At 71.3% G+C, this 12,376-nt stretch carries 10 protein-coding genes and 2 pseudogenes; 11 read left to right on the plus strand and 1 reads right to left on the minus strand.

What is annotated here, in order from left to right:
* Positions 1–11 precede the first annotated feature (11 nt).
* The gene (locus RV986_RS42065; protein WP_475922419.1) at positions 12–2,216 is read right to left on the minus strand and encodes an elongation factor G-like protein EF-G2; all 2,205 of its coding nucleotides are present in this window, start codon (positions 2,214–2,216) and stop codon (positions 12–14) included.
* A gap of 234 nt (positions 2,217–2,450) precedes the next feature.
* On the opposite strand from RV986_RS42065, the gene pgsA reads away from it, so the two are divergent.
* From pgsA to ruvB, 11 genes and pseudogenes are all read left to right on the plus strand, one after another.
* Complete coding sequence (gene pgsA, locus RV986_RS42070; RefSeq protein ID WP_475922420.1) at positions 2,451–3,173, plus strand: phosphatidylinositol phosphate synthase; 723 nt, start codon at positions 2,451–2,453, stop codon at positions 3,171–3,173.
* The gene (locus tag RV986_RS42075; RefSeq protein WP_475922421.1) at positions 3,170–4,114 is read left to right on the plus strand and encodes a phosphatidylinositol mannoside acyltransferase; all 945 of its coding nucleotides are present in this window, start codon (positions 3,170–3,172) and stop codon (positions 4,112–4,114) included. Before pgsA ends, RV986_RS42075 begins: the two co-directional genes overlap by 4 nt.
* Positions 4,111–5,271 (plus strand): glycosyltransferase family 4 protein, encoded by a 1,161-nt coding sequence (locus RV986_RS42080; protein ID WP_475922422.1) that lies wholly within the window; start codon positions 4,111–4,113, stop codon positions 5,269–5,271. The genes RV986_RS42075 and RV986_RS42080 overlap by 4 nt, the downstream gene beginning before the upstream one ends.
* 149 nt (positions 5,272–5,420) lie before the next feature.
* Positions 5,421–6,314: pseudogene (locus RV986_RS42085) on the plus strand (formylglycine-generating enzyme family protein).
* 25 nt (positions 6,315–6,339) lie between these two features.
* A complete protein-coding gene (locus RV986_RS42090; RefSeq protein WP_475922423.1) occupies positions 6,340–6,885 on the plus strand; it encodes a type II secretion system protein in 546 nt (181 codons plus the stop codon).
* Between the two features lie 418 nt (positions 6,886–7,303).
* Positions 7,304–8,227, plus strand: a complete 924-nt coding sequence (pdxS, locus tag RV986_RS42095) for a pyridoxal 5'-phosphate synthase lyase subunit PdxS (protein ID WP_475922424.1) — start codon at positions 7,304–7,306, stop codon at positions 8,225–8,227.
* 12 nt (positions 8,228–8,239) lie between these two features.
* A complete protein-coding gene (gene pdxT, locus RV986_RS42100; RefSeq protein WP_475922425.1) occupies positions 8,240–8,845 on the plus strand; it encodes a pyridoxal 5'-phosphate synthase glutaminase subunit PdxT in 606 nt (201 codons plus the stop codon).
* A gap of 74 nt (positions 8,846–8,919) precedes the next feature.
* Positions 8,920–9,672: a YebC/PmpR family DNA-binding transcriptional regulator gene (locus RV986_RS42105; protein WP_475922426.1), complete on the plus strand. Its 753-nt coding sequence runs from the start codon at positions 8,920–8,922 to the stop codon at positions 9,670–9,672.
* Between the two features lie 106 nt (positions 9,673–9,778).
* Positions 9,779–10,279: pseudogene (gene ruvC, locus RV986_RS42110) on the plus strand (crossover junction endodeoxyribonuclease RuvC); the annotation flags it as partial.
* A gap of 155 nt (positions 10,280–10,434) precedes the next feature.
* A complete protein-coding gene (ruvA, locus tag RV986_RS42115; RefSeq protein WP_475922427.1) occupies positions 10,435–11,043 on the plus strand; it encodes a Holliday junction branch migration protein RuvA in 609 nt (202 codons plus the stop codon).
* A gap of 118 nt (positions 11,044–11,161) precedes the next feature.
* Positions 11,162–12,232 carry a Holliday junction branch migration DNA helicase RuvB gene (ruvB, locus tag RV986_RS42120; RefSeq protein ID WP_475922428.1) on the plus strand — a complete coding sequence of 357 codons (1,071 nt, stop codon included), beginning with the start codon at positions 11,162–11,164 and terminating at the stop codon, positions 12,230–12,232.
* The last annotated feature ends 144 nt before the right edge of the window (positions 12,233–12,376 follow it).

Raw genomic sequence — 12,376 nt, forward strand, 5'->3', positions numbered from 1 at the left:
GTGCCGAACCGCTAGGCGTCCCGCGTCTGTTCGCGAATCCTTTCGGCGATCTGGGCCGGCATCGGCTCGTGCCGTGCGTAGGCGCGGTTGAAGCGCGCGGTGCCGTGCGACAGGGAGCGCAGATCGATGGAGTACCGCCCGATCTCGATCTCCGGGACCTCGGCCCGTACGAGCGTGCGCGCGCCGCTCGCCTGCTCGGTGCCGACGACCCGGCCGCGCCGCCCCGACAGGTCGCTCATCACGGCGCCCACGTACTCGTCGCCGATCAGGACCGTCACCTCGGCCACCGGTTCCAGCAGATGGATCCTGGTGTCGGCGGCGGCCTCGCGCAGGGCGAGCGCGCCCGCGGTCTGGAAGGCGGCGTCGGAGGAGTCCACGGAGTGCGCCTTGCCGTCGAGCAGGGTGATCCGTACGTCGATGAGGGGATAGCCCGCCGCCACGCCCTTGGCGGCCTGGGCGCGCACGCCCTTCTCGACGGACGGGATGAACTGCCGGGGCACGGCCCCGCCGACGACCTTGTCCACGAACTCGATGCCCGAGCCGTTCGGGAGCGGTTCGACCTCGATCTCGCAGATCGCGTACTGGCCGTGGCCGCCCGACTGCTTCACATGGCGCCCGCGCCCGCCGGCCCGGTCCGCGAACGTCTCCCGCAGGGAGACCTTGTGCGGTACGACGTCGACCTGGACGCCGTAGCGGCTGCGCAGCCGCTCCAGGGCGACGTCCGCGTGGGCCTCGCCCAGGCACCACAGGACGACCTGGTGGGTGTTCTGGTTCTGTTCCAGGCGCATGGTGGGGTCCTCGGCGACCAGCCGTCCCAGGCCCTGCGAGAGCTTGTCCTCGTCGGCCTTGCTGTGCGCCTGGATGGCGAGCGGCAGCAGGGGATCCGGCATCTGCCAGGGCTCCATCAGCAGCGGGTCGTCCTTGGCGGAGAGCGTGTCGCCGGTCTCGGCCCGGTTGAGCTTCGCCACGCACGCCAGGTCGCCCGCGATGCAGTGCGTCAGCACGCGCTGCTGTTTGCCGAAGGGCGCGGACAGGGAGCCGACGCGCTCGTCGGCTTCGCGGAGGGCGCGGCCCTCGTGGCCGCGGTCGGTCAGCCCGTGCCCGGAGACGTGCACCGTCTCGTCGGGGCGCAGGGTGCCCGAGAAGACGCGTACGAGCGAGACCCGGCCCACATAGGGGTCGCTGGCCGTTTTCAGGACCTCCGCGACCAGCGGCCCGTCCGGGTCGCAGGCCTTGACCTCGCGTTCCTGTCCCTGCGGTGTGGTCACCGTGGGTGCCGGGCGCTCCAGCGGGGTCGGGAAGCCGCGCGTGACGAGTTCCAGGAGCTCGACCGTGCCCAGGCCCTGACGGGCGCCCTCGGCGGCGGGCGCGCCCGCCAGGACGGGGAAGAAGGCCCCGCGCGCCACGGCCCGTTCCAGGTCCTGTATGAGCGTGCTGACGTCGATCTGCTCGCCGCCGAGATAGCGGTCCATGAGGGTCTCGTCCTCGCTCTCGGCGATGATCCCCTCGATCAGCCGGTTGCGCGCCTCCTCGATCAGCGGCAGCTGCTCGGGCCCCGGCTCGGCCTCCTTGCGCTCCCCGGAGGAGTAGTCGAACAGTCGCTGCGAGAGCAGCCCGATCAGGCCCGTCACGGTCGCGTGCCCGTCGGGTCCCTGCGCGCCGTGCAGGGGCAGGTACAGCGGCAGCACGGCGTCGGGGTCGTCCGCCCCGAAGGCCTCCGCGCAGATCCGTGTCATCTCCTCGAAGTCGGCGCGCGCCGACTCCAGGTGGGTGATCACGATGGCGCGCGGCATGCCGACCGCCGCGCACTCCTCCCACACCATCCGGGTCGAGCCGTCCACCCCGTCCGAGGCCGAGATGACGAAAAGGGCCGCGTCCGCCGCGCGCAGACCGGCCCTGAGTTCCCCGACGAAGTCGGCGTATCCGGGGGTGTCGAGGATATTGATCTTGTATCCGTCCCAGTCGACGGGTACCAGGGAGAGCTGCACCGAGCGCTGCTGCCGGTGCTCGATCTCGTCGTAGTCGGAGACGGCGGTGCCGTCCTCCACCCGGCCCGCCCGATTCACCGCCCCCGCTGTCAGCGCGAGAGCTTCCACCAATGTCGTCTTGCCGGATCCGCTGTGGCCGACCAGCACCACATTCCGTACGGACGCGGGGTGGTCGGCCGCCGTAGCCCTGCCGGCGGCTCCGGTTTGTGCGTTCGCCTTGTCGCCCATGGTCTTGCCTCCCGTGCACGGTGAGGTCACTGTGGGCGCGGGCGTGCGGATCCTCCCCCAGAGGGGGCACCCCAGCGGTGCGGCTCCGATGACGCCCGCGGTGTCTTCGAGCTTTGCACTCGCGTCACGGTGCGTCCATACGGAGGACGCGATCCCGCCGTGACGCCGATGGCATCCCTCCGTGACACAGGTGTGCGGGTGCCCGACCGTCGTACATGCGCGCGCCTGGCTACGATGGGCCAGCCGGTGGCCAGCAGGGGCCGCGCGGCGACACCGAACCTCGGGAAGGCCATGCTGAACAAGTACGCGCGTGCATTCTTCACGCGTGTCCTCACACCGTTCGCCGCGTTTCTCATCCGCCGGGGGGTAAGCCCCGACACGGTCACCCTCCTGGGCACGGCCGGAGTGATGGCGGGCGCGCTGGTCTTCTACCCCCGGGGGGAGTTCTTCTGGGGCACGATCGTCATCACTCTGTTCGTGTTCTCCGACCTTGTCGACGGCAACATGGCGCGCCAGCTCGGCCGCTCCAGCCGCTGGGGCGCCTTCCTGGACTCCACGCTCGACCGGGTCGCCGACGGCGCGATCTTCGGCGGCTTCGCGCTCTGGTACGCGGGCGGCGGTGACAACAACGTCCTGTGCGCCGTGTCGATCTTCTGCCTGGCCAGTGGCCAGGTGGTCTCGTACACCAAGGCCCGCGGCGAGTCGATCGGACTGCCGGTCGCGGTCAACGGCCTGGTGGAGCGCGCCGAGCGGCTTGTGATCTCGCTGGTCGCGGCCGGTCTGGCGGGTCTGCACACGTTCGGTGTGCCCGGCATCCAGGTGCTGCTGCCCATCGCGCTGTGGATCGTCGCCGTCGGCAGTCTCGTCACGCTCGTCCAGCGCGTCGTCACGGTGCGCCGGGAGTCCGCGGAGGCGGACGCCGCGGCCGCGGCGCAGAACAGCGGGGCCACCTCGTGACAAGCCTCCGGGAGAGGCTGGTGGACGGGGGGTACGCGCTCGGCTGGAGCACGGTCAAGAAGCTCCCGGAGCCGGTCGCCGCGCGTCTCGGGCGCACCGTCGCGGACATCGCCTGGAAGCGGCGCGGCAAGGGCGTACAGCGCCTGGAGAGCAACTACGCGCGCGTGCTGCCCGACGCGACCCCGGAGCGGCTCGCCGAGCTCTCCAGGGCCGGCATGCGCTCGTACCTGCGCTACTGGATGGAGTCCTTCCGCCTCCCCGCCTGGAGCAAGGAGCGGATGCGGACGGGCTTCGATCCCGTGGACGTGCACCATCTGACGGACGCGCTCGCCTCCGACCGGGGCGTCCTCCTCGCCCTTCCGCACATGGGCAACTGGGACCTCGCGGGCGCCTGGGTCACCACCAGGCTGGAGACGCCGTTCACGACGGTCGCCGAGCGCCTTGAGCCGGAATCGCTCTACGACCGTTTCGTCGCCTATCGCGAGGGCCTCGGCATGGAGGTGCTGCCGCACAGCGGCGGCACCGCCTTCGGCACGCTGGCGCGGCGACTGCGCGACGGCGGACTGGTCTGCCTGGTCGCCGAGCGCGATCTGTCCGCGTCGGGCGTCGAGGTGGAGTTCTTCGGCGAGGCCACCCGGATGCCCGCCGGACCGGCTCTGCTGGCCCAGCAGACCGGCGCGATCCTTATCCCCGTGACGCTCTGGTACGACGACTCGCCCGTGATGCAGGGCCGTGTGCATCCCCCCGTCGAGGTCCCCGAGACAGGTACCCGGGCCGAGAAGACGTCTGTCATGACACAGGCGCTGGCCGACGCCTTCGCCACGGGTATCGCCGAACATCCGGAGGACTGGCACATGCTGCAGCGCTTGTGGCTCAAGGATCTCGATCCCGGGAAGGATCCCGACAAGGGGACAACGGATCCTGCGGAGGGAACCCGGTGAGGATCGGCATCGTCTGCCCGTACTCGTGGGACGTGCCGGGCGGCGTCCAGTTCCACATCCGTGACCTGGCCGCGCACCTCATCCGGCTCGGACACGAGGTCTCCGTACTCGCGCCCGCGGACGACGAGACACCGCTGCCGCCGTACGTCGTCTCGGCGGGCCGCGCGGTCCCGGTGCCGTACAACGGCTCCGTGGCACGCCTGAACTTCGGCTTCCTGTCGGCGGCCAGGGTGCGGCGCTGGCTGCACGAGGGCACCTTCGATGTGATCCACATCCATGAGCCGGCCTCGCCGTCCCTCGGGCTGCTCGCGTGCTGGGCCGCACAGGGGCCCATCGTCGCCACCTTCCACACCTCGAACCCGCGCTCCCGGGCGATGGTCGCGGCGTACTCCATCCTGCAGGCGGCCCTGGAGAAGATCAGCGCGCGGATCGCGGTCAGCGAGTACGCGCGCCGCACCCTGGTCGAGCACCTGGGCGGCGACGCGGTCGTCATCCCGAACGGCGTCGACGTCGACTTCTTCGCCCGCGCCAAGCCCAAGCCCGAGTGGCAGGGCGACACCCTCGGCTTCATCGGCCGCATCGACGAGCCCCGCAAGGGCCTGCCCGTCCTCATGAAGGCCCTCCCCAAGATCCTCGCCGAGCGTCCGAGGACCCGGCTCCTGGTCGCCGGACGCGGTGACGAGGAGGAGGCCGTCGAGTCCCTGCCGGACGAGATGCGCTCGCGCGTCGAATTCCTCGGCATGATCAGCGACGAGGACAAGGCACGCTTCCTGCGCAGCGTCGACGTGTACGTGGCGCCCAACACCGGCGGCGAGAGCTTCGGCATCATCCTGGTGGAGGCGATGTCGGCGGGGGCGCCGGTGCTGGCCTCCGATCTTGACGCCTTCGCGCAGGTACTCGACCAGGGGGCGGCGGGAGAACTCTTCGCCAACGAGGACGCGGACGCGCTGGCGGCTTCCGCCCTGCGGCTGCTCGCCGACCCCGAACGCCGGACCGAGCTCCGCGCGCGCGGCAGCGCCCATGTGCGGCGCTTCGACTGGTCCACGGTCGGGGCGGACATCCTGTCCGTCTACGAGACGGTGACGGACGGGGCGGCGGCGGTGGCGGCGGACGAACGGACGGGGCTGCGGGCGCGGTTCGGGCTGGCACGGGACTGAGCGTGCCGGTTCCTTCGGACGAGCCCGGCACATCTGGTGCGTCGGGCACGTCCGGCAGGTCTGGTGCGTCTGGTGCGTCTGGTGCGTCGGACACGGCGGCCTCGGGCGGGGGAGGGCCGTGCTGCGCACCCGCGCGCGGGAAGGCCAGTTTGCTTTCCCAACCGTCCGGACCGGTGTCGCCTCCTGACACGAGAGCGGGCGACCGTCCCCGTACCGCGCCCGACGCCGACGCGGTCACGCTGCCCGGCGGCGAGTTCCGCATGGGCGACACCTTCGGCGAGGGGTACCCGGACGACGCCGAGGGGCCGGTCCGTACGGTGCGCGTCCAGCCGTTCCGGATCGACGCGACGGCCGTCACCAACGCCCGGTTCACGGACTTCGTCCGGGCGACCGGACATGTGACGGAGGCGGAGCGGTACGGCAGTTCGTTCGTGTTCCATCTGCTGCTGCATCCCCGCGCGCGGGCGGCCGTTCTCGGTGCCGTCGCCGCGGCGCCCTGGTGGCTGGGTGTCGAGGGCGCCCACTGGAGCGCGCCCGAGGGCCCCGGCTCGGACCTGGACGAGCGCGCGGACCACCCCGTGGTGCACATCGCGTACCACGACGCCCTCGCGTACTGCGCCTGGGCGGGCGCCCGGCTGCCCACCGAGGCGGAATGGGAGTACGCGGCGCGCGGTGGCCCGGACGGCCGCCGCTGTCCCTGGGGAGACGAGATCACCCCCGCCGGCCAGGAACGCATGAACACCTGGCGGGGCGACTTCCCCCGGGTCAGCACCCGCCCCGGCGGTGCCACCGGGACCGTCCCGGTGGACTCGTACGAGCCCAACGGCTTCGGCCTGTAAAACACTTCGGGCAACGTGTGGGAGTGGTGCGCGGACGCCTTCTGCGCGGCGGAACCCGACCAGCGGGTCATCCGCGGCGGCTCGTACCTGTGCCACGCCTCGTACTGCAACCGCTACCGGGTGGCCGCCCGTTCGAAGAACACACCCGACTCCTCGACCGGACACGGCGGTTTCCGTTGCGCCTGGGACGTGGGGGAGGGGTGACCGTGCCCGGGTAGCCTTGCCGCCCGTGACCGCAACCCTCATCTGGATCCTCGTCGTCCTCGTCGTGATCGGCCTCTATCTGAGCTGGACCGCGGGGCGTCTCGACCGGCTGCACGCCCGGATCGACGCCGCGCGCGCCGCCCTCGACGCGCAGCTGTTGCGCCGCGCCTCGGTGGCCCAGGAGCTGGCGACCTCCGGGGTGCTGGATCCGGCCGCCTCGATCGTGCTGTACGAGGCGGCGCACGCCGCGCGGCAGGCGGAGGAGGAACAGCGTGAGGTGGCCGAGAGCGAGCTGAGCCAGGCGCTGCGGGCCGTTTTCGGGGAGCCGCAGCAGGTGGAGGCGGTGCGGGAGGCGCCGGGCGGGGACGCGGCGGCGAGTGAGCTGGCGCAGGCGGTGCGGCGGGTGCCGATGGCTCGGCGGTTCCACAACGACTCGGTACGCGCCGCCCGCGCGCTGCGCCGGCACCGCAAGGTCCGCTGGTTCCGCCTCGCCGGCCATGCGCCCTTCCCCATGGCCTTCGAAATGGACGACGAGCCGCCCACGGCTTTGGCGGACCGCCCCACGACCTGACCCGCGGGGTGAAAGGCCGGGGCTGCGCCCCGGATCCCCCGCTTGCTCCGGGTTGCTTGGCTGCGGGTGGGTGGGGGTTGGTCGCGCAGTTCCCCGCGCCCCTGAAAGGCCGGGGCTGCGCCCCGGATCCCCTGGCCGTCCGGAGTTTTTTGGCTGACGGCCGGTGGGGGCTGGTCGCGCAGTTCCCCGCGGCCCTTGAGAGCGCCGGCGCGCATCATCAGCCTGTCCGGCGTTTGAGGACGAGGCCGTGCAGGCCGAACGGGGGTCTGGGGGTGGAGCCCCCGGGTTGAGGATGGGACGGGTAGGGGCGGCGGGGGCGAAAACGATCCACCGGGTCTCCATTGGCCCTTGCTGTGGACTGGTCCCGTCCCGTTTCCTCGGTGCTGCAGAAACCCTCTTTCACCGAGTGAGGTCACCCGTGTCGAGCACGCTCTCCAACTCCGCCCAGCCCGCCGAAACCGCCGCGACCGGCACCGCCCGCGTAAAGCGCGGCATGGCCGAGCAGCTCAAGGGCGGCGTGATCATGGACGTGGTCAACGCCGAGCAGGCGAAGATCGCCGAGGACGCCGGCGCCGTGGCCGTGATGGCCCTGGAGCGGGTCCCCGCCGACATCCGCAAGGACGGCGGCGTGGCCCGTATGTCGGACCCGACCATGATCGAGGAGATCATCGAGGCGGTCTCCATCCCCGTCATGGCCAAGTCCCGCATCGGCCACTTCGTCGAGGCCCAGGTCCTGCAGTCCCTCGGCGTCGACTACATCGACGAGTCCGAGGTCCTCACCCCGGCCGACGAGGTCAACCACTCCGACAAGTGGGCCTTCACGACCCCCTTCGTCTGCGGCGCCACCAACCTCGGCGAGGCCCTGCGCCGCATAGCCGAGGGCGCCGCCATGATCCGCTCCAAGGGCGAGGCCGGCACCGGTAACGTCGTCGAGGCGGTCCGCCACCTGCGCCAGATCAAGAACGAGATCGCCAGGCTGCGCGGCTTCGACAACAACGAGCTGTACGCCGCCGCCAAGGACCTGCGTGCCCCGTACGAACTGGTCAAGGAAGTCGCCGAGCTCGGCAAGCTCCCGGTCGTGCTGTTCTCCGCGGGCGGTGTCGCCACCCCCGCCGACGCCGCGCTGATGCGCCAGCTCGGCGCCGAGGGCGTCTTCGTCGGCTCCGGCATCTTCAAGTCCGGCGACCCGGCCAAGCGCGCCGCCGCCATCGTGAAGGCGACCACCTTCTACGACGACCCGAAGATCATCGCGGACGCGTCCCGCAACCTCGGCGAGGCCATGGTCGGCATCAACTGCGACACCCTCCCCGAGGCCGAGCGCTACGCGAACCGCGGCTGGTAAGGCACCCCACTGATGAACACCCCCGTCATAGGCGTCCTGGCCCTCCAGGGCGACGTACGGGAGCACCTCATCGCCCTGGCCGCGGCCGACGCCGTGGCCAGGCCGGTGCGGCGCCCCGAGGAGCTCGCCGAAGTGGACGGCCTGGTCATCCCGGGCGGCGAGTCCACCACCATCTCCAAGCTGGCTGTCCTCTTCGGCATGCTGGAACCCCTCCGCGCGCGCGTGCGGGGCGGCATGCCCGTGTACGGCACCTGCGCCGGCATGATCATGCTCGCCGACAAGATCCTCGACCCGCGCTCGGGCCAGGAGACGATCGGCGGCATCGACATGATCGTGCGCCGCAACGCCTTCGGACGTCAGAACGAATCCTTCGAAGCGGCGGTCGACGTCGAGGGCGTCGAGGGCGATCCTGTAGAGGGCGTCTTCATCCGCGCCCCCTGGGTCGAGTCCGTGGGTGCCGCGGCCGAGGTGCTCGCCGAGCACGAGGGCCACATCGTCGCCGTACGCCAGGGCAACGCGCTCGCCACGTCGTTCCACCCGGAACTGACCGGCGACCACCGCGTGCACGGGCTGTTCGTCGACATGGTGCGCGCGGACCGGACACCACAGGCCTTGTAGGATCTGGGGGTCCCCCGGTCGCTGGAAGTCCGGGGGAGTTCGTACCGGATGGGTTACGCGAAGGAGACAGGCAGATGTCCGGCCACTCTAAATGGGCTACGACGAAGCACAAGAAGGCCGTGATCGACGCCAAACGCGGCAAGCTCTTCGCGAAAATGATCAAGAACATCGAGGTCGCGGCCCGTACGGGCGGCGCCGATGTGTCCGGCAACCCGACGCTGTTCGACGCCATCCAGAAGGCCAAGAAGAGCTCGGTCCCGAACAAGAACATCGACTCCGCGGTCAAGCGTGGCGCCGGTCTCGAAGCCGGTGGCGCCGACTACGAGACGATCATGTACGAGGGTTACGGCCCGAACGGCGTCGCGGTGCTCATCGAGTGCCTCACCGACAACCGCAACCGCGCCGCCTCGGACGTCCGTGTCGCCATGACGCGCAACGGCGGCAACATGGCCGACCCCGGCTCCGTGTCGTACCTGTTCAACCGCAAGGGCGTCGTGATCGTGCCCAAGGGTGAGCTGGCCGAGGACGACGTCCTGGGCGCCGTGCTCGACGCCGGTGCGGAGGAGGTCAACGACCTCGGCGAGTCCTTCGAGGTGATCTCCGAGGCGACCGACCTGGTCGCGGTGCGCACCGCCCTCCAGGACGCCGGGATCGACTACGACTCCGCCGACGCCAACTTCGTCCCGACCATGCAGGTCGAGCTGGACGAGGAGGGCGCGCGGAAGATCTTCAAGCTGATCGACGCCCTTGAGGACAGCGACGACGTGCAGAACGTCTTCGCCAACTTCGACGTGAGCGACGACGTGATGGCCAAGGTCGACGCCTGAGGCGCTGAGCAGTCGAACGGGCCGACGGGACACACCCGTCGGCCCGTCGCTTTGTCAGTGGCACCCGATAGCCTGCACAAACAGGTGGTCGAAGAAGGGGGCTGGGGTGCGGGTACTGGGTGTTGACCCCGGGCTGACCCGATGCGGTGTCGGCGTGGTCGAGGGAGTCGCGGGCCGGCCCCTGACCATGCGCGGCGTCGGGGTCGTACGCACCCCGGTGGACGCCGAGTTGGGTCCGCGCCTCGTCGCCATCGAGCAGGGCATCGAGCGGTGGCTCGACGAGTACGACCCCGAAGTGGTCGCCGTGGAGCGAGTGTTCAGCCAGCACAACGTACGGACGGTGATGGGCACGGCCCAGGCCAGCGCCGTCGCCATGCTCTGCGCCGCCCGCCGCGGCCTCCCGGTCGCCCTGCACACCCCGAGCGAGGTCAAGGCCGCCGTCACCGGCAGCGGACGCGCGGACAAGGCCCAGGTCGGCGCGATGGTCACACGCCTGCTCCGGCTCGACGCGCCCCCCAAGCCCGCCGACGCGGCGGACGCCCTCGCCCTCGCCATCTGTCACCTCTGGCGAGCCCCCGCCCAGAACCGACTCCAACAGGCCGTCGCCCAGAACCGGCTCCAACAGGCCGTCGCCCAGAACCGGCTCCAGCAGGCCGTCGCGCAGAACCGGCTCCAGCAGGCCGCCGCCCTGCACGCAGCGACAGACACCGCGCCCCACACAGGGCCCCACGCATCGCCCCACGCATCGAAAGGCCGTACCGCATGATCGCCTTCGTCAGCGGCCCGGTCGCCGCCCTCGCCCCCGACTCCGCGGTCGTCGAGGTCGGCGGCATCGGCATCACCGTCCAGTGCTCGCCCAACACGCTCTCCGGGCTGCGCAGGGGACAGCAGGCCAAGCTCGCCACCTCCCTCGTCGTACGCGAGGACTCCCTGACCCTGTACGGATTCGCGGACGACGACGAGCGGGGGACCTTCGAGCTGCTGCAGACCGCGAGCGGGGTCGGCCCGCGCCTCGCGCAGGCCATGCTCGCCACGCACTCGCCCGACGCCCTGCGCCGCGCGATCGCCACGGGCGACGAGAAGACGCTCACCGCCGTCCCGGGCATCGGCAAGAGAGGCGCTCAGAAGCTCCTGCTGGAGCTCAAGGACCGTCTCGGCGAGCCCCTCGGCACGAGCACCGGCATCGGCGCCCCGGTCAGTACCGGCTGGCGCGACCAGCTGCACGCCGCGCTGATCGGTCTCGGGTACGCGACCCGCGAGGCCGACGAGGCCGTCTCCGCGGTCGCCCCGCAGGCCGAGGCCGCCGCGGGCACACCCCAGGTGGGCCAGCTGCTCAAGGCCGCCCTGCAGACCCTCAACCGCGCCCGCTGAACCACCGGCCGCCCGACCACCAGACCACCAGGCACACCTACATGCTGTGTCTTCCCGGGGCAGCCCCCGGACCCCGGCCGGATCACGCAGCCGGCAAGCCACGGCGAGGAGAACTTCAGTGAACTGGGACGACCCGACCGACGAGACCGCCGCCGAGCGGCTCGTCGGCGCGTCCGCCGACCGTGAGGACCAGGCCGTCGAGGCGGCGCTGCGCCCCAAGGACCTGGACGAGTTCATCGGCCAGGAGAAGGTCCGCGAGCAGCTCGACCTCGTCCTGCGTGCCGCACGCGCGCGGGGCGCGACCGCCGACCACGTGCTGCTCTCCGGCGCCCCCGGCCTCGGCAAGACCACCCTCTCGATGATCATCGCAGCCGAGATGGAAGCCCCGATCCGCATCACCAGCGGCCCCGCCATCCAGCACGCCGGAGACCTCGCCGCGATCCTCTCCTCCCTGCAGGAGGGCGAGGTGCTCTTCCTCGACGAGATCCACCGCATGTCCCGGCCCGCCGAGGAGATGCTCTACATGGCGATGGAGGACTTCCGTGTCGACGTGATCGTCGGCAAGGGCCCCGGCGCCACCGCGATCCCGCTGGAGCTGCCGCCGTTCACCCTGGTCGGCGCCACCACGCGCGCGGGCCTGCTGCCGCCCCCGCTGCGCGACCGCTTCGGTTTCACCGCGCACATGGAGTTCTACGAGCCCGCCGAGCTGCAGCGCGTCATCCACCGCTCGGCCAACCTGCTCGACGTCGAGATCGGCTCGGAAGGCGCCGCCGAGATCGCGGGGCGCTCCCGCGGCACACCCCGCATCGCCAACCGCCTGCTGCGCCGCGTACGGGACTACGCGCAGGTCAAGGCCGACGGGATCATCACCCGCGAGATCGCGGCGGCCGCGCTGAAGGTCTACGAGGTCGACGCCCGCGGCCTCGACCGCCTCGACCGCGGAGTCCTGGAAGCCCTGCTCAAGCTGTTCGGCGGCGGCCCGGTCGGCCTGTCCACACTCGCTGTCGCGGTGGGGGAGGAACGTGAGACCGTGGAGGAGGTCGCCGAACCCTTCCTCGTACGGGAGGGACTGCTCGCCCGCACACCGCGTGGCCGGGTGGCGACCCCGGCCGCATGGGCGCATCTCGGCCTGACACCACCCCCCCGGTCGACCGGGGGAAACGGACAAGGGGACCTGTTCAGGGCGTGACGGCGCGGGCACTCGCGGGGTCAGGAACCCCGGTGCCATGCTGAGCGTTGTTCCTTGACGGCGGACTCGCTTAGACTCCGCCGATGCCGCCCTTGTCGGTGGTGTACATACCCCCATCCAGCAGGCCGCTCACCATCGCGGTCG

The organism is Streptomyces sp. RLA012, assembly GCF_056270325.1.